Here is a 17682-nt window from a genome sequence, read left to right on the forward strand (position 1 = left end):
TAAGAACCACGCTATACACTAACAGTCGTTAAGCCTTTTCCGATATTTTTATGTAAGTTTGCAGAGAACTTAATAATGAAAAAATATATAAAATGCCAGATATATCGATTCGCGGACACGAGATGCCAGAATCTCCCATAAGAAAGCTTGCCCCATTGGCAGCAGAAGCAAAGAAAAATGGGATAAAAGTCTATCACCTGAATATTGGTCAGCCAGACTTGCCGACACCACAAGTGGGTCTTGATGCATTGAAGCACATAGACCGTGCTATTCTTGAATATTCTCCATCGCAAGGGTATCTGAGCTACCGAGAGAAGCTAACGCATTATTATAAGAAATTCAATATTAACGTCACTGCCGATGATATCATAATTACGGCCGGCGGAAGTGAAGCCGTCCTATTTGCCTTTATGTCGTGCCTAAATCCCGGTGATGAGATTATCGTTCCTGAACCGGCATACGCCAACTATATGGCATTTGCCATATCAGCAGGAGCTAAAATAAGGACAATAGCCACAACGATTGAAGAAGGTTTCTCACTTCCGAAAGTAGAGAAGTTCGAGGAACTGATAAACGAGCGCACACGGGCAATCATGATATGTAATCCCAATAACCCGACAGGCTATCTTTATACCCGACGCGAAATGAATCAAATTCGTGATTTGGTGAAAAAGTATGATCTTTATCTATTTTCCGATGAGGTATATCGCGAATACATATACACCGGATCGCCATATATAAGTGCATGCCACCTTGAAGACATAGAACAGAATGTCATTCTGATAGACTCTGTATCAAAAAGATATTCAGAATGTGGTATACGTATCGGAGCACTGATTACAAAGAATGAGCAGGTAAGAAACGCCGTAATGAAATTCTGCCAGGCACGGTTATCTCCCCCTCTAATCGGTCAGATTGTGGCTGAGGCGTCACTTGACGCTCCGGAAGATTACTATCGTGATGTATATGACGAATATGTAGAACGGCGTAAATGCCTGATAGACGGACTGAACAGAATTCCGGGAGTATATTCGCCGATTCCGATGGGCGCATTCTACACCGTAGCCAAACTGCCTGTAGACAATGCGGAAGAATTTTGCAGATGGTGTCTTGCCGAATTCAACTATGAGGGTGAGACACTGATGATGGCTCCTGCGGCAGGTTTCTATACCACCCCAGGAGTGGGAAACAATCAAGTGCGTATAGCTTACGTACTCAATAAAGATGATCTTAACAGAGCTTTGATTGTTTTGAAAAAAGCACTTGAAGCATATCCTGGAAGAAAATACGAGGAATGAATCTGCCACTCTTTTTATCAAAGAAAATATATAGTGACAAGAGCGACAAGCAGAAAGTGAGTCGTCCTGCTATACGCATTGCAACCATTGGTGTCGCAATCGGTTTGGCTGTGATGATTATCACAGTATCTGTGGTCATAGGCTTCAAACATACAATACGTGATAAAGTCATTGGTTTCGGAAGCCATATACAGGTAACAAACTTCATGACTATGCAGAGTACGGACCCTTATCCGATTTGTATAGATGACAGCCTCATGAAAGTATTGGGTGATTCAGAGGGGGTAGCACGGGTAGGCCGCTATTCTTTGACACAAGGAATATTGAAAACAGATACCGATTTCCTTGGTATTACATTCAAAGGAATAGGCCCTGAATACTCAACATCCTTTCTGGCAAATAACCTCACAAGTGGCCAATGCCCGGTATTCAGTGATTTAAAAAGCAGTAACAGGATTCTTATATCTCAGATGATAGCCGATAAACTGAGATTAAAAGTTGGTGATAAGGTTTTCGCATATTTTGTTTCAGAAGACGAAGTAAGAGCAAGACGTTTTACTATAAGCGGAATATATAAGACAAATATGACACAGTTTGACAGTAATATATGTTTCGCTGATATATACACAATAAACAAACTGAACGGATGGCAAAATGATTTTTGCACTGGAGCAGAACTAATAATCGATGACTTTACAAAAATTGAAGAGACGGCGGATGGTATTGTTTCACAAATAAACAAAAAGCCAGACTGTAACGGCAACATCCTTACATCACAAACAATATATGAGGCATATCCGCAAATTTTCTCATGGCTCGAACTTCTTGATGTCAACGTTTGGATTATTTTGGCTTTAATGGTATGTGTGGCTGGCTTTACTATGATATCCGGATTGCTCATAATAATACTCGAACGCACTCAAATGATAGGAACGCTTAAAGCTCTTGGAGCGTCCAACCCAACTATAAGGCGCACATTCCTTTGGTTTGCAGTCTTCATTATTGGACGCGGTCTGATATTTGGCAACATTATAGGTATTGGGCTTGTACTTATACAAATACATACAGGATTTGTCAAACTCGATCCTTCGACATACTATGTCAACATGGCACCGATGGAGATAAATATACCATTGATAATAATTATAAATGCTGCAACACTTCTTATTTGCGTATTTGTACTGATTGCTCCCAGTTATCTTATATCTCATATACATCCTGCTCGTTCTATGAAATATGAGTAGTAAGGTATTTGGAGGATTTTTATTATAAAAACACTCTTTGTTCCAAAACAAAATATCTTAAATTCATTTTTCGTAAAACATTTATCCGAATACTGCTTTTTTATAACTTCGTATATTTCATTACGTGTAACAATCCCGAGCATTTTTAACACTTTGCAAAATCATGAAAAAGTTAGAAAGAGTAAACGCCGTAAAATCACGATTTGCCATATAAAGACGAATCGCCGCTTTTTCTACCTGGTTTACTCTTTCTAACTTTTTCATGTCTTTTGGGTTTTATAGCTATTGATTTATTTTGTGCCAGTCCGAGGGGGGCTCCGGGAATGCCACACGGCACGGGCTGAGAGTTTATGCGTTTTGCAGCTCTCTTTCAAATTTGCGAATATCCCAACGTAATAGTATCATGTTCCGGCGACGTGTTTCCGGTAATCCAAAGCTCGCATTATCTATATAGTTTTGTAGCTCGTGTTTCAAACGGCCTAATTTCTCTTGTTTATCTCTCCTTATTTGATATTTTGCTTTGTCTATAATATTGGCGGCATATACTTTTGTTGCTGCTTCAATATCGGCGGCGGTCGGTGTATATGATCGTATTTGCGCACCAGCTTTGCGGCGGCTTGTATCGCCTTTTTCGTTACGGTCTGCCAACCAATCCAAAAAGAAAGGTTATCCCATGCCGTTACATCGTCCAGACGGGCGCCGCTTATGCCGTTCGTGCGTTTCGCCTTTACAACCATGGCAACCGCTTCCAGCGTGTAACGCTCGTATATTTCACACTCGTTTCTTACATAGATCACCAAATTTTGCGCTGCGTGGCTTAATTCTTTCGTTTTCATAATTGTATCTTTTTTGTTCGTTAATAGTAGTGGCGTGGATGTCATCGAAGACCACGGCCAAACCGTTCCACACCTTTTTTGCTAAATATTGTTAACGGGCATTGCACCGTAAAGAATAAATAACTATATTTGCAAAAACCGTTTAAGGGCGCTACTATAATTCACGCCCCTTGCATTTTCAGAAATTAGAAAAATTTAACCGTAATGGTTAATATTCTAAATCTCCAAAAACGCAAAACAAATTTCAATGCCATTTGCTTAAACGGTTTTTATGAACGGTTAAGGCCGTTCGCCTTTGCCTGAAATATTCAGGACTTCAAACAGGATGTTTACGGCATCCTGTTTTTTTGTTCATACATAAAACACGTTTATTAAATTCCCTTAAACCGTCGGACACGTCACAACGTTATTAGGTTTATGCGCCTTATCTTATATACCGCTTTCGGTGCTCGTGCGGCTCGTGTTATATATATTAAGCAAAGGCTTGAAACCTTTTCGCCTCTTTGTTCTTCTCATTATCTTTATTTGTGGAGTTGCTTTTTATTCCCTTTTGAAGATTCCAAATCGAAGTGCAAAACATTGAGATAAGAATTACTCATTCTCCTCTCTCCTTCTGGCGAGGAGATGCCCAAGCGGCGGGGGCGGCCAGCAGCAGGATATACTGGCAATACAGAACAAAAAAGGGAAACCGAAGTTTCCCTGAGATTAACTAACTTTGTTTCACTAATGTACAGACAATTAACCTCGCAGCAAAGGTCGCAAATTTTCGCCTTACTGCAAAGAAAAACTCAGAGAAAAGAAATCGCCATCATTGTAGGGTGCAGTCAGTCAACACTTTGCCGTGAGCTAAAACGCAATTCCACAGCCAAAGGCAACTATCTGTGGGAAAAGGCTCATGCAAAAGCCCTTGAGCGCAGAAAGCGTACCACATCCAGCAAGAAGCTCGACAGCGTGATGGTGTGGCGTATAAAACAGATGATTATTGACCATCAATGGTCTCCCGAACAAGTCCGTGGCGTGTTGGCTAAAGAAAGTGTTTCCGTATCCATACAGACCGTCTACAACATTATAAACGCTGATGAAAGCGGGGAACTGCACCGTCACCGCAGGCGCCCCGACTTCCGACGCAGACCAAAAGGCGAGCGTAAGCCAACCAAAGCCACCAACATACCGAACCGCACAAGCATAAATAAAGCGATTTGAGCGCATAAAATCGAAATCCTTACAGTTAAATAGGGGCGTTATACAGGCTTTTATAACATTGCAACAAAGCCCCCGGTTTTTATAATCGCATCCATAGATGCTACCCTCATTCTTAATTTTTTATTTTTTTGAAATACGGTTGTTATGAATGGGCATTATATTCCAGCATTCGTTATTTTATCCTTTTCGTGGCTTCTGCCGCGTATATTTTCCATCTGTTGTTTTAAGTGTATCTATGAGTTAAAACGGTTATTGTGATATTGCAGGTATTTCGGCTTGAGCCGGTATTTCTCTTCGTTTGTGTTTTTACCGTTTCCTTTCGTCCTGACGGGTTTTCTTTTGTTGCGTGGGAGTTTGTCTTGCGTCTCAAAATGCGTCCACAAGGCTTAAAAAGCTTTCTTAATTTTTTTTTGGGGGGGGGGAACACTGCATCTAGATACCAATTATAACGAATTTAGTGTCCCATCGCATTACAATGGATTATCAAATGCAATACAAGCAAGTATCCAAGTATAAAATTATTATAAATTAATCGATGGCAATAAACACGATTTTGTCTTAAAAAAATAAAACAATTTAGCTACATAATCATAATATACTATAAATTAGCCTGTTAAAGTTACGACTTAAGGTATAATCATTTTACAGCTTAAATTCTTTTGAATTGCAAAGAAAGCTATCTAAGAATGTTTTTTCAATTAGCATCCTAAAGTTTTAACATTACTAATACGGCACTCCAATGGCACGCTGCTCCCAACAAAACAAAAATATGCCAAATACCATGATAAAACGGCCGTTTGTCATTGGCATAAAAATATGTGCCTGAAGTATAAAACAAACCTTCCGCAAGTATTAACCAAAGTGCGGCTGCCGGCAGACTCATACAGATTGGTTTGACTATTATCACACCAGACCATCCCAGCAATAAATAAATGAAGAGTGACAGTTTGGGATATTTTCCTAAGGCTTTCAATTTATATACTGTTCCTAAAATGACAACAAACCATAAAAATCCAAAAACAGCCCACCCCAAGGCTCCGCCAACCACGCCTATACATATGGGAGTGTATGATGCGGCAATCATCACATATATTCCAATGTGGTCAAATATGCGTAACCACTGCTTGTATTTGCCAGGCATCCACCAATGATAGATAGTACTGAAAGCAAACATTATAATCATGCCACAAGTAAAAACAGTGACTCCGAAAGCATGTTGCCAACCTAAATTATATCCCAAATCCAAAATTATCCATGCTAAAGAAAGTGTCAATACCACTCCAGCCAAATGAGTAAATGTGTTGAAAATCTCTTCATACGTTCTTTTCTTTATCTCCTGTTTCATACTACAAAGATACAGATAAATTTTGGTTTGGCCCAGTATGCTTTCATGGTATCAGCCGCCAAATGGATAAAGAGACTATAATTTTTGCACATTTAATTTGGAAATGTGCAGAAAATAGAGTATCTTTGCACATATTTTTGATTTTTGTGCAATGACATCTTTTAAAAGTTTTAACTCATATATAGAGGAAAGTATCGTAAATAACTGGCATCTTGATGCTCTCACAGATTATCAGGGAGCAACACTGCAATATCATGATGTTGCAAGAAAAATAGAAAAATTACATATACTATTCCAGCATAGTGGTGTCGAATGTGGTGACCGCATAGCTATTTGTGGCCGGAACAGCGCACATTGGGCTGTAGTTTTTTTTGCCACATTGACCTATGGAGCAGTGGCTGTGCCAATCCTTCACGAGTTTAATTCAGAGCAGATACATAATATTGTAAACCATAGCGAGGCAAAATTGCTTTTTGTCGGTGATGTGGTGGTGAAATCTGTCATTCCAGAAAGTATGCCGTCACTTGAAGGAATAATCAACATTCCAGATTATTCACTGATGATTTCACGCTCGAAAAAATTGACGTTCGCACGCGAACATCTTAATGAACTTTTCGGAAAGAAATATCCAAAAGCTTTCAGAGCTGATGATGTGAAATACTACAAGGATAGTGCGGAAGAGCTTGCGCTTATTAACTACACAAGTGGTACGACAGGATTTTCAAAAGGTGTAATGTTACCTTACAGGGCATTATGGGGCAATCTTGATTTCTGTATCACCACAATTGGTACACATATAAAACAAGGCAGCAACACATTGAGTATCTTACCGATGGCACACATGTATGGTATGGCAGTGGAGTTCATATTTCCATTCTGTCACGGATGCCATCTGTTTTTCCTCACCCGCCTGCCGTCCCCCGCAATCATAGCACAGGCTTTCAATGATGTAAAACCTGCAATAATAATATCAGTACCGCTTATTATTGAAAAAATAATACGCAAAAGTGTTTTCCCCAAAATACAAAACCATAGAATGAGATTGCTGCTCAACATGCCTGTAATCAGTAAAAAGATAAAGCAGAAAATATGTGAGAGTGTTCATCAGGCACTTGGCGGAAACGCATACGAGGTCGTTGTCGGGGGAGCCGCACTAAATCAGGAAATAGAGAGTTTCTTAAAAAGCATAGAATTCCCAATTACGGTGGGATATGGAGCGACCGAATGCGCACCGCTCATTACATTCAGCGACTATAAAGACTTCATACCCGGAAGTTGCGGTACACCTGTAGAACACATGGAAGTGAAAATAAACAGCAATGACCCGGAGAATATACCCGGAGAAATTATCACACGAGGCACAAACGTGATGCTTGGATATTATAAGAATGAGGAAGCGACAAGAGCCGTACTTGACAATGAAGGATGGTATCATACGGGAGATTTAGGCACAATGAGTGCCGATGGGCATGTATTTATTAGGGGACGCATTAAAAACATGCTACTTGGATCGAACGGCCAGAATGTATATCCAGAAGAACTTGAGGATAAGCTGAACTCAATGGCATTGATAAGCGAGTGTATTATTATTCAAAAGGGAGAAAAACTTGTAGCTCTTGTTCATCCTGATTTTGAAGAAGCTAAAATAATGGGGCTTGACATGGAAGACATCGAACATGTCATGGAACAGAACAGATTGGAAGTAAACAATAGCTTACCGGCTTATAGCAGATTGTCAGCGATACAGATCCATAAGAATGAATTTGAAAAGACTCCCAAAAAGAGTATCAAAAGATATCTTTACAAAGACGTATAATCAAAAAATTCCACCATGCAAACAATACCGAGTTTTAATGCGATAATAGAAAAAAGCATTGTCGACAATTGGGAATTTGATGCCCTTACCGACTATAAAGGAGCGACACTGCAATATCATGATGTGGCAAGGAAAATAGAAAAACTGCACATCATGTTTGAAAATGGCGGAGTGGAACGAGGTGATAAAATTGCATTATGTGGAAGAAATTGTGCTAATTGGGCCGTAGCATTTTTAGCAACATTGACCTATGGTGCCGTTGCCGTTCCAATCCTACATGAATTTACTGCTGACCAAATTCATAATATTGTCAATCACAGTGAGGCCAAGTTTCTATTTACAGGAGATATCGTCGCAACAATAATAGATGCAACCAAAATGCCACTTCTTGAAGGTATTATAAACATACCGGACTATTCGCTTGCTGTATCGAGGACTGATAAACTGACATATGCACGTGAACATCTAAATGAAATGTTTGGAAAAAAGTATCCTAAATTTTTCCGTAAGGAGCATGTACATTATTATAAAGAGACAAACAGCGAAGAGTTGGCCATGATAAATTATACAAGTGGGACAACTGGATTTTCAAAAGGTGTGATGATTCCTTATCGGGCATTATGGAGCAATTACGATTTTGCCAAAGGAGTTCTTGGCAAAACTATCAAACGTGGCGACAAGGTCATAAGCATACTCCCGATGGCACATATGTATGGTATGGCATTCGAATTTATATTTGAATTTATGCACGGATGCCATATTTATTATCTTACAAGAATACCAAGCCCCGCTATTATAGCACAGGCATTTGCTGATATAAAGCCATCAATCATAATTGCCGTTCCGCTGGTAATAGAGAAGATTATCAAGAAGAAAGTACTCCCAAAACTTCAAAATAACCGCATAAAACTTCTGCTCAACATGCCTATTATAAACAAAAAAGTACTGCAGAAAATAAGAGAGCAGGTTCTTAATGCATTTGGAGGGAATCTTTATGAAATAATAATCGGAGGAGCGGCTTTTAATCAAGAGGTTGAGGCATTCTTAAAAAAGATTGAATTTCCATATACTGTTGGATATGGGGCGACTGAATGCGCACCAATAATATCGTACTCGGACTATAAGACTTTCATTCCTGGAAGCTGTGGGCGTGCGGTCGTTCACATGGATGTCAAAATAGACAGTTCAGACCCTAATAATATTCCTGGAGAGATTCTTGTACGCGGACTCAATGTAATGCTGGGATATTATAAAAATGAGGAAGCAACAGAACAGGCAATAGACAGACAAGGGTGGTATCACACCGGAGACCTAGGTGTAATGGACAATGAAGGCAATATATTCATAAAGGGACGTTCAAAAAATATGCTTCTCGGTTCTAATGGCCAGAATATCTATCCAGAGGAAATAGAAGATAAACTTAATTCTATGCCCATGGTTATAGAAAGCATTGTGGTACAACGCGATAATAAACTCGTAGCCCTTATATATCCAGACTACGAAGAGGCTGATGCAGTGGGAACTGATAATGACGAACTTCAAAGAATTATGGAACAAAACAGAGTGGAACTAAATAATATACTACCCGCATATTCCAGATTGTCAGATATTGAAATACATGAACAGGAATTCGAAAAAACGCCCAAGAAGAGTATAAGAAGATTTATATACAAATAGAGGAATACAAATAACAATCAAAAAAATGCTCGAAGACAAATAAATCTTCGAGCATTTTTTTGATTGTTATGAATCTTAATATGATTCTTTTTCATTTGGAAAATCTCCATTCTTTACATCATCAACATAATGGCCTATTGCCTCGGTCATTATGCCGTTTAGGTCTGCATACCGACGTAAAAAGCGTGGACTGAATCCTTGGGTCATACCCAACATGTCGGCAACAACAAGAACTTGGCCATCAGTCCCATTTCCTGCACCAATGCCTATTGTCGGAACAGAAATTTCCTTGGATACCACTGAGGCTAGTTTAGCCGGAATTTTCTCTAAAACGACACCGAAACAACCTACTTCATCGAGCGCTTTTGCGTCACTAAGAAGTTTCTCTGCTTCTGCCTCTTCCTTAGCACGAACGGTATAAGTACCGAATTTATTAATACTTTGAGGAGTCAAACCTAGATGTCCCATCACGGGAATACCGGCATCAAGAATACGCTTTATTGTATCAATAATTTCAATTCCGCCTTCAAGTTTCAAGGCATCGCATCCGCTTTCTTTCATAATGCGAATAGCATTTCTCACCCCATCGTAGCAATCAGCCTGATAACTGCCAAACGGCATGTCACAGACAACAAGAGCACGATTTACAGCTCTCATGACAGAGCGGGCATGATAAATCATCTGATCAACCGTCATTGGCAATGTTGTAGTATTGCCAACCATTACATTTGAAGCCGAATCGCCGACCAAAATACAATCTACACCAGCTTTGTCTACAATCCCGGCTGTTGTATAATCATATGATGTAAGCATTGATATTTTCTCTCCTTTCTGCTTCATCTCAATAAAACGATGCGTCGTAACCTTACGCATATCACTAATTAAATAGCCTGCCATAATTCAATATTTAGATTATAATAAACTCTCACATGTCTCTATGCTCAGTTTCGAGTAGTCGGCTATTACCATATCGGAATACGGTTTTATTGCTTCTGGAGTATTGGTAGTAGACAATCCGATCACCTTCATTCCGGCTGCACGACCGGATTTCAAGCCATTAAAACTATCCTCAAATACAATACAGTCTTTTGGCTCAAGTTCGAAAAGCTTTGAGGCCGTCAAATAGCAATCCGGATGTGGCTTACTTTGCGTGAAATTTTCCGATGTAAGAATTGCGTCAAACAAGCCTTTAAACTCAGGATGTTTCGCATAGACACTCTGCATCTTCGCATTGTTTGAACTTGTAACTACAGCTGTTTTTATTCCATTCTCACGTAATAGACTTACAAAACAATCAAAATCTGTAACATAATCAAATGACATCTCTTTCTCAAAAGCATTCAGTCTGTTCGTTATTAGTTGCTGTGCAGCTTCCAAATCCCCACAGAAATGCTTATTAAAAATCTGTGTTAATGTCTGTCCCTTTATATCTTTTTCCAATCCTGGCCTCTCTGGATGAAACTCACGACATTGCTTTCCCCAAAAGAATGTATACTGCGGCTCAGTATCAAATACCACACCATCCAAATCAAACAAGGCTGCTTTAAACTTACTCATTTACTTATTGTTTTTTAGGTCTGCAAAGTTAGTTATTTTTATTATAATAACTCATATTTTATTTTGTATTTAGTTGTATTTGTACTATATTTGCATTTAATATTCTCATCCAGTTTTTATGAAACCAAATTGTACCATAACATCAGTTATCGTTTTATTATTTATATTGTGTTCATGTTCCTCCGGCATTGAAAACGAAAAACTACTTGATTTTCAAAAAATAAATAAAAACAAGACTTTATATATTGACCAAAGTCCAAATGCACCATCATGCAACGTCAAGCTTTCCGTTCATTACATTAAAGACAATAGCAACAGAGGTACAAATATAAATAACACAATATCAAAAAGGCTTTTGGATATCAGCAACGTTCCGATGGAACAAGCAGTGGATTCTTTTATTTGTCAATATTGTAAAGGGTATATTAAAACCTTGGCTCCACTTTATAAGCATGATAAAAACGATAAATCCAAACATAAATGGTATGAATACAGATACTCCATATCAACAGAAATAATACAAGAACACGATGATTATACAGCATATATAGCAACATTAGATTTCTATGAGGGCGGAGCACATGGTATAAAGCAGATCTTTTCCATGAATTTTGATGTTAGTACAGGAAAAAATATATATCTGAAAGACATATTTGTACCCGGATTTGAAAGGCGACTTAACGACATTTTGTTTAATGCACTTGAACAAAAGACCGAAGCCACTGGTATTCTTGAATTGCAAAACAAAGGGTATTTGTGCACAACAGATATTTTTCCATCTGACAATTTCATTATGAAAGAACATTCAATCACATTCATATATAATGTATATGAAATAGCCCCATATTCAAATGGCATTACAGAATTAGACATACCATATTCAGATATTAATGATTTATTAAAGAAATAATAATGAAAAAACTACTTAAATACTTTCCGAATATAACAGAAAGACAGATAGAACAATTCGAGGCTCTTTATGATTTGTATTTTGATTGGAATACGAAAATCAATGTAATATCCCGTAAGGACATCGAAAATCTGTATGAGCATCATGTCCTTCATTCACTTGCCATTGCCAAATACATCACATTTAAACCAGGAACAAATGTCCTTGACTTTGGAACCGGAGGGGGATTTCCTGGCATTCCACTGGCTATCATGTTCCCTGAATGTAGGTTCAAGCTAATTGACGGAACTGGAAAGAAAATCCGTGTGGCGACTGAAATAGTAAGAAGTATCGGGCTTAAGAACTGCTTTCCAGAGCATTTGAGAGGTGAAGATGAAAGAAATAAATATGATTTCATTGTCAGTCGTGCGGTAATGCCCCTATCCGATCTGACAAAAATAATGCATAAAAATATATCAAGGATAAATAAAAACGCCATTCCGAATGGAATAATCAGCCTTAAAGGAGGTGAATTGCAAGAGGAATTGCGTCCATATAAAAACATTGTGGAAACTACTGAAATTGTAGATTGGTTCACCGAAGAATGGTTCAAAGGCAAATATGTTGTTTATCTGCCTATATGAATTCATGCTATTTAGCATTGGTTTCAGCCTTCTTAAAATCTTGATAAAGTATAAATTCTTACTTTAAATATAACTATTATCTATAAATATGAATATAATAATAAATCAGAATGTTGAATATAGAAAGATTTGTATGTAATCCTTTTCAGGAAAACAGTTATGTAGTAAGTGATGAAACCAAAGATGGTGTCATTATTGATTGTGGTACGTTTTCTAAAGAAGAGCGTAAGGCAATCATTGATTATATCACAAATAACAAAATAACCATAAAGCATCTGCTTGCCACCCATGCGCATATAGACCACAACTTTGGTAATAACACCATATTTGAGTATTTGGGAATTCAACCGGAAGTATATTATAAAGACGAATGTCTTATGAACAGCCTGAAAGAACAGGCCATGAGTTTCTGCAACTATCGCTTGAATTATGACTTTCCTTCGGTAGGCAAATATTTAAAAGACGATGACAACATATCTTTCGGTTCCCACAAACTAACAATCATACCGACCCCAGGCCATACTCCCGGTTCTGTTTTTTACTATTGCGAGGATGAAAATATCGCATTTTCAGGAGATACTTTATTTCGTATGAGCATAGGACGCACTGACTTCGACTTTGGTAGCTATTCGGACATACAAGACAGTCTGATGAAAATATCAAAAGTATTACCCAAAGACACTGTCATATTGCCTGGTCATGGCCCTAAAACGACAATCGGAGAAGAAATCGCAATGAATCCATATATAAATAATATTGAACTATAATACAATAACTTAAAACAAACTAGTTTTTATATTTTTCTACAATAAAAAAAGATAATAAAAACGGGGTTATGAGAATGATTCATAACCCCGTTTTTTATATATCCTATAAATAAAATCAGTTCTTGAAGAAGTCTTTTACAGCTTCGTTGGGAACCATTCGCTCATCAAAGATGTAAGCACCTGTCTTCGGGCTTTTTACCATCTTAATAACTTTTGTGTAAGCGCGACCATCCTTTGAGCCTTCATGGAGGGTTGCGACGGTTTTCTTTGCCATGTTTTAAGTGCTTATTTAAATTATTTAATCTCCTTGTGGAGTGTCATCTTCTTCAAGATAGGATTGTACTTCATCAATTCCATACGCTCCGGAGTATTCTTGCGATTCTTTGTGGTTACGTAACGGCTTGTACCCGGCATACCACTGTTCTTTATCTCAGTGCATTCAAGAATAACCTGCACTCTATTGCCTTTAGCTTTCTTTGCCATGGTATTAATCTCCTATTACTTTAATATCTTTCCACTCGCAGAATCCTTTGGCAACAGCCTGCTTCAACGCAGCGTCAAGACCTACTTTATTAATTAAGCGCAAACCTGCAGCACTTACTTTCAAGCTAATCCAGCATTCCTCCTCCACATAGTAGAATTTCTTGCTGAAAAGGTTTACATCAAAACTGCGCTTTGTGCGATGCTTTGAGTGAGACACATTACAACCTATCTGTGCCTTCTTTCCTGTAATCTGGCAAACTTTCGACATTTCTATCTAATTTTTTGTTTCCTTTTTTGTAACTTATTCCAAACAGGGTGCAAAGTTAGCATTATTTTTCAGAAAAGCCAAACTTTTGTATTAAAGAATATATATTTTAAGAAATATTTATATTCAAGCCAACTTGTTGACTATTATTTGGTTTCCTCTGCCTCAATATCTTCTCCTTCCTCTTTAAGGAATTCCCAAAACATGGACATTGCCTTACTTGTCGCAATGGCAAGATTTATATCACGACCATGATCTTCCTCTACTTTGAATGTCTTTACGACCTGCGGTGTGCCGCAAGCAATCCAAATCGTACCAACCGGAACATCCTTAGAACCACCGGTCGGACCTGCGATTCCTGTCGCTGCAATTGCATAATCGGTTGCCAATGTAGCACATGCACCTTTCACCATAGCAACCGCAACTTCCTCACAAACAGCCGTTTTTTCTTCTATTAACTCATGAGAGACTGCTAATAAATGCTCTTTAACTTCATTTGTGTATGATATAATGCCACCCTTGAAATACTTTGAAGCACCGGGCACTGATATTATTGCCTCGGCAATACGTCCTCCGGTGCAACTCTCGGCCGTTCCCACTGTTTTTTCTTTTTCCCAAAGCAGTTGACTAACCTCCCTGCTTATTATTTTACTTTCAAAATCCATTGTATTGTTATTTAAACGTAACTTTTGAAAAGGCGGGCTTATCTATCGAGCAGAAGTCTCCGTCTTTATACTTAAAATAGCCTGTAATTCCAATCATAGCCGCATTGTCTGTTGTATAACTGAATTTCGGTATGTAAATAGTCCATCCATACTTATCGGCATGCTCACGGAAAGCCGCCCTCAAACCGTTATTCGCACTTACTCCTCCCGCCACGGCAACATGTTTTATTCCCGTTTGTTTCACGGCTTTACGTATTTTTTTCATCAGAATATCCACAATGGTATATTCCAGGCTTGCTGCTATATCCTCTTTATGCTTCTCGATAAAATCCGGCTCGTCGGTCACCCAATCGCGAAGAGAATAAAGAAAAGATGTCTTCAATCCGCTGAAACTATAATCCAACCCAGGTATCTGCGGCTCTGCAAACTTATAGGCATATGGATTACCTTGACGGGCAAGCTTATCTATTATAGGACCGCCAGGATACCCGAGTCCCATCACTTTCGAACATTTGTCTATCGCCTCACCAGCCGCGTCATCTATGGTCTGTCCTAGAACCTCCATTTCATTATATGCTGAAATCTTGACTATCTGAGAATTGCCCCCACTCACCAATAAACAAAGAAATGGCATTGGGGGAGCCGATTTGTCATCATCCGTTTCTTTAATGAAATGGGCCATGACGTGACCTTGAAGGTGATTTACGTCTATCATGGGAATACCAAGAGACCTTGCCAACCCCTTTGCAAAACTCACACCTACAAGCAGAGAGCCCATCAAACCTGGGCCGCGCGTAAAAGCAATAGCCGACAACTGCTCTTTCGTTATTCCGGCACGCCTGATAGCCTGGTCAACCACTGGAACCACATTCTGCTGATGTGCCCTTGATGCCAGTTCCGGCACCACCCCTCCATAGGCACGATGAACATCCTGACTTGCAGTGATATTGCTCAATAACACTCCATCACGTAACACTGCCGCCGAGGTGTCGTCACAACTGCTCTCTATACCTAATATATATATACTTTTATTCTCAGCCATAGTTTATCTGGTCAAAATCTCAACACCATGTTCCGTCATCAGGAATGTATGTTCCCATTGTGCACTTGGCTTTTCGTCTCCTGTAATCACTTCCCATCCATACTTATCATCAGCGTCTATATATACCTTCCATGTCCCCATGTTTATCATAGGTTCAATGGTAAATACCATTCCTGGAACCAAAAGCATGCCGGTTCCACGATATCCATAATGAGACACTTCCGGTTCTTCATGAAATGAAAGCCCCACCCCATGACCGCAAAGATCACGTACAACTCCATAATTATACTTGTCGGCATGCTTTTGTATCGCATGCCCAATGTCTCCGACAAAACAATATGGTTTGGCAGCCTCTGCTCCAATCTCGAGACATTCTTTTGCCACCCTTACAAGTTGTTCTTTTTCAGGAGTTGTCTTACCTATTATGAACATACGTGATGCATCTGCATAATATCCGTCGAGTATAGTCGTGAAATCAACATTCACAATATCCCCTTCCTGCAATACATCTTCCTCTTTCGGAATACCATGACACACGACCTCGTTTATGCTGGTGCATACACTTCTGGGAAATCCCTCATAATCAAGACATGCAGGCGTTCCACCATGAGAAATACAGTAGTCATGGCATATCTTATCTATTTCAAGAGTGGTCATTCCTGCATGAATATGCTTTGCGACCTCATCCAATACACCTGTATTGATAACGCCACTCTTACGAATACCCTCTATCTGTTCCGGAGTTTTTATTAATTCACGCGTAGGCACCAATTTCCCTTTATTCTCCCAATACATCACTTTTTTATCCATTTCAGTGATGCCATGTTCACGGATTATATGCCATCTTTTCTTCTTTCCAAACATAAAACAATAGATGTTATAAAAACAACTGCAAAAGTACAACTTTTCCTATAAATAACGGAATATCTTTATTAATTCTTAGTTCACTGCCATTCTTTTTATTCCTAGTTGTAGAATTCATCGGCAATTTGAATATAAATAAAAAAGAGTTAAACACTTTGCCATATAAAATTTAATAAGTACCTTTGCATGACGAAAAGGAGAAAGAACAGGACGTATCGATTAGATTGGGATACTCATCAATTAAATTGAAAACCGAGAATATACTCCTGTCAATGGCGGGCCACATCTCTTATATTATAAACGGAGTTGCATTGTATGATGCCGGTGGATTACAAAGTCAGTGAGAGTTCTCAAACCTTATTTTACAGGAGTTTTCATCACATCATCGATACGTCCTTTTTTATTTAAACCCAATAATCATAATTATCAGAATGTTTTCCGGAATTATAGAAGAGTTTGCCACCGTAGTAGAGATTAACAGAGATAGGGAGAATATCGATTTCACTCTGAAATGCTCATTCACAAAAGAATTGAAAATAGACCAAAGCGTGGCGCATAACGGAGTTTGTCTTACGGTTGTCAACATTGTCGATGATACGTATACTGTTACGGCAATGAAAGAGACACTCGAACGCAGCAATTTGGGATTGTTAACTGTCGGTGATAAGGTGAATGTGGAACGCTCAATGATGATGAACGGCAGGCTGGACGGCCACATTGTGCAAGGTCATGTTGACGAGACTGCAGTCTGTACGGCAATTGAAGATGCCAATGGTAGCAAATATTTCACTTTTGAATATAAAGAGAATAAAGAAATGGTACGTCAGGGATATCTCACTGTTGAAAAAGGCAGCATAACCGTCAACGGAGTTTCACTAACCGTATGTGACTCCACGTTAAATTCTTTCAGAGTTGCAATAATCCCATATACATTTGAGCATACCAACTTTTGCGACATCCAAGTAGGAACAACCGTTAATCTGGAATTTGACATTATAGGTAAATACATCGCACGATTACAGCAATTTTAATTATATGTAGACAAATGTTAAAGGCATCGAATATAATCGGATATTCGATGCCTTTA

20 protein-coding genes are annotated in these 17682 nt (G+C 38.8%); 9 read left to right on the plus strand and 11 right to left on the minus strand.

Annotated features, from left to right (window positions below):
* Window positions 1-92 precede the first annotated feature (92 nt).
* Together HPS53_RS06590 and HPS53_RS06595 are read left to right on the plus strand one after the other, a co-directional pair.
* Complete coding sequence (locus tag HPS53_RS06590; protein ID WP_104369852.1) at window positions 93-1298, plus strand: pyridoxal phosphate-dependent aminotransferase; 1206 nt, start codon at window positions 93-95, stop codon at window positions 1296-1298.
* Window positions 1295-2542, plus strand: a complete 1248-nt coding sequence (locus tag HPS53_RS06595; RefSeq protein ID WP_172205251.1) for an FtsX-like permease family protein — start codon at window positions 1295-1297, stop codon at window positions 2540-2542. Before HPS53_RS06590 ends, HPS53_RS06595 begins: the two co-directional genes overlap by 4 nt.
* A 120-nt stretch (window positions 2543-2662) precedes the next feature.
* Here the strand turns inward: HPS53_RS06595 and HPS53_RS06600 are convergent, their stop codons facing one another.
* Entirely contained in the window at window positions 2663-2806 is a 144-nt protein-coding gene (locus tag HPS53_RS06600) for a hypothetical protein (RefSeq protein WP_158249596.1), read from the minus strand.
* Between the two features lie 260 nt (window positions 2807-3066).
* Window positions 3067-3378 carry a hypothetical protein gene (locus tag HPS53_RS06605; protein WP_172205254.1) on the minus strand — a complete coding sequence of 104 codons (312 nt, stop codon included), beginning with the start codon at window positions 3376-3378 and terminating at the stop codon, window positions 3067-3069.
* A 726-nt stretch (window positions 3379-4104) separates the two neighbouring features.
* On the opposite strand from HPS53_RS06605, the gene HPS53_RS06610 reads away from it, so the two are divergent.
* On the plus strand, window positions 4105-4581 hold the full coding sequence (locus HPS53_RS06610) for a helix-turn-helix domain-containing protein (RefSeq protein WP_172205257.1): 477 nt from the start codon (window positions 4105-4107) through the stop codon (window positions 4579-4581).
* A gap of 706 nt (window positions 4582-5287) precedes the next feature.
* Here HPS53_RS06610 and HPS53_RS06615 read toward each other — a convergent pair.
* Window positions 5288-5926 (minus strand): hemolysin III family protein, encoded by a 639-nt coding sequence (locus HPS53_RS06615; protein ID WP_172205260.1) that lies wholly within the window; start codon window positions 5924-5926, stop codon window positions 5288-5290.
* Window positions 5927-6077: 151 nt separating this feature from the next.
* Between HPS53_RS06615 and HPS53_RS06620 the strand changes: the two genes are divergently transcribed.
* A complete protein-coding gene (locus tag HPS53_RS06620; RefSeq protein WP_172205262.1) occupies window positions 6078-7742 on the plus strand; it encodes an AMP-binding protein in 1665 nt (554 codons plus the stop codon).
* Between the two features lie 15 nt (window positions 7743-7757).
* The gene (locus tag HPS53_RS06625) at window positions 7758-9419 is read left to right on the plus strand and encodes an AMP-binding protein (RefSeq protein WP_104369601.1); all 1662 of its coding nucleotides are present in this window, start codon (window positions 7758-7760) and stop codon (window positions 9417-9419) included.
* Between the two features lie 75 nt (window positions 9420-9494).
* On the opposite strand, the gene panB is transcribed toward HPS53_RS06625, so the two are convergent.
* Together panB and HPS53_RS06635 are read right to left on the minus strand one after the other, a co-directional pair.
* The gene (panB, locus tag HPS53_RS06630) at window positions 9495-10316 is read right to left on the minus strand and encodes a 3-methyl-2-oxobutanoate hydroxymethyltransferase (RefSeq protein WP_104369600.1); all 822 of its coding nucleotides are present in this window, start codon (window positions 10314-10316) and stop codon (window positions 9495-9497) included.
* 15 nt (window positions 10317-10331) lie between these two features.
* Window positions 10332-10976, minus strand: a complete 645-nt coding sequence (locus HPS53_RS06635; RefSeq protein WP_104369599.1) for an HAD family phosphatase — start codon at window positions 10974-10976, stop codon at window positions 10332-10334.
* 118 nt (window positions 10977-11094) lie between these two features.
* Here HPS53_RS06635 and HPS53_RS06640 point away from each other — a divergent pair, with 118 nt between their 5' ends.
* The 3 genes from HPS53_RS06640 to HPS53_RS06650 all read left to right on the plus strand — a co-directional run bounded on the left by HPS53_RS06640 (window position 11095) and on the right by HPS53_RS06650 (window position 13276).
* Window positions 11095-11886, plus strand: coding sequence for an RsiV family protein (locus tag HPS53_RS06640; RefSeq protein WP_172205265.1), 792 nt, complete (start codon window positions 11095-11097; stop codon window positions 11884-11886).
* Between the two features lie 2 nt (window positions 11887-11888).
* Complete coding sequence (gene rsmG / locus HPS53_RS06645; protein ID WP_216651896.1) at window positions 11889-12509, plus strand: 16S rRNA (guanine(527)-N(7))-methyltransferase RsmG; 621 nt, start codon at window positions 11889-11891, stop codon at window positions 12507-12509.
* A 110-nt stretch (window positions 12510-12619) separates the two neighbouring features.
* A complete protein-coding gene (locus HPS53_RS06650) occupies window positions 12620-13276 on the plus strand; it encodes an MBL fold metallo-hydrolase (protein ID WP_104369596.1) in 657 nt (218 codons plus the stop codon).
* 115 nt (window positions 13277-13391) lie between these two features.
* Here the strand turns inward: HPS53_RS06650 and HPS53_RS06655 are convergent, their stop codons facing one another.
* From HPS53_RS06655 to map, 6 genes are all read right to left on the minus strand, one after another.
* Window positions 13392-13550: a DUF4295 domain-containing protein gene (locus tag HPS53_RS06655; RefSeq protein WP_104369595.1), complete on the minus strand. Its 159-nt coding sequence runs from the start codon at window positions 13548-13550 to the stop codon at window positions 13392-13394.
* A 20-nt stretch (window positions 13551-13570) separates the two neighbouring features.
* Window positions 13571-13759, minus strand: a complete 189-nt coding sequence (gene rpmG, locus HPS53_RS06660; protein ID WP_104369594.1) for a 50S ribosomal protein L33 — start codon at window positions 13757-13759, stop codon at window positions 13571-13573.
* A gap of 4 nt (window positions 13760-13763) precedes the next feature.
* Window positions 13764-14027, minus strand: a complete 264-nt coding sequence (gene rpmB, locus HPS53_RS06665) for a 50S ribosomal protein L28 (RefSeq protein WP_104369593.1) — start codon at window positions 14025-14027, stop codon at window positions 13764-13766.
* 143 nt (window positions 14028-14170) lie between these two features.
* On the minus strand, window positions 14171-14689 hold the full coding sequence (locus tag HPS53_RS06670) for a CinA family protein (protein ID WP_172205268.1): 519 nt from the start codon (window positions 14687-14689) through the stop codon (window positions 14171-14173).
* Window positions 14690-14696: 7 nt separating this feature from the next.
* The gene (tsaD, locus tag HPS53_RS06675; RefSeq protein ID WP_104369591.1) at window positions 14697-15731 is read right to left on the minus strand and encodes a tRNA (adenosine(37)-N6)-threonylcarbamoyltransferase complex transferase subunit TsaD; all 1035 of its coding nucleotides are present in this window, start codon (window positions 15729-15731) and stop codon (window positions 14697-14699) included.
* Window positions 15732-15734: 3 nt separating this feature from the next.
* Entirely contained in the window at window positions 15735-16595 is an 861-nt protein-coding gene (gene map / locus HPS53_RS06680) for a type I methionyl aminopeptidase (protein ID WP_104369590.1), read from the minus strand.
* 431 nt (window positions 16596-17026) lie between these two features.
* On the opposite strand from map, the gene HPS53_RS06685 reads away from it, so the two are divergent.
* Entirely contained in the window at window positions 17027-17626 is a 600-nt protein-coding gene (locus HPS53_RS06685; RefSeq protein WP_104369589.1) for a riboflavin synthase, read from the plus strand.
* Window positions 17627-17682: the final 56 nt, after the last annotated feature.

The organism is Prevotella sp. PTAC, from assembly GCF_013166535.1.
Classification (GTDB): Bacteria; Bacteroidota; Bacteroidia; order Bacteroidales; family Bacteroidaceae; genus Prevotella.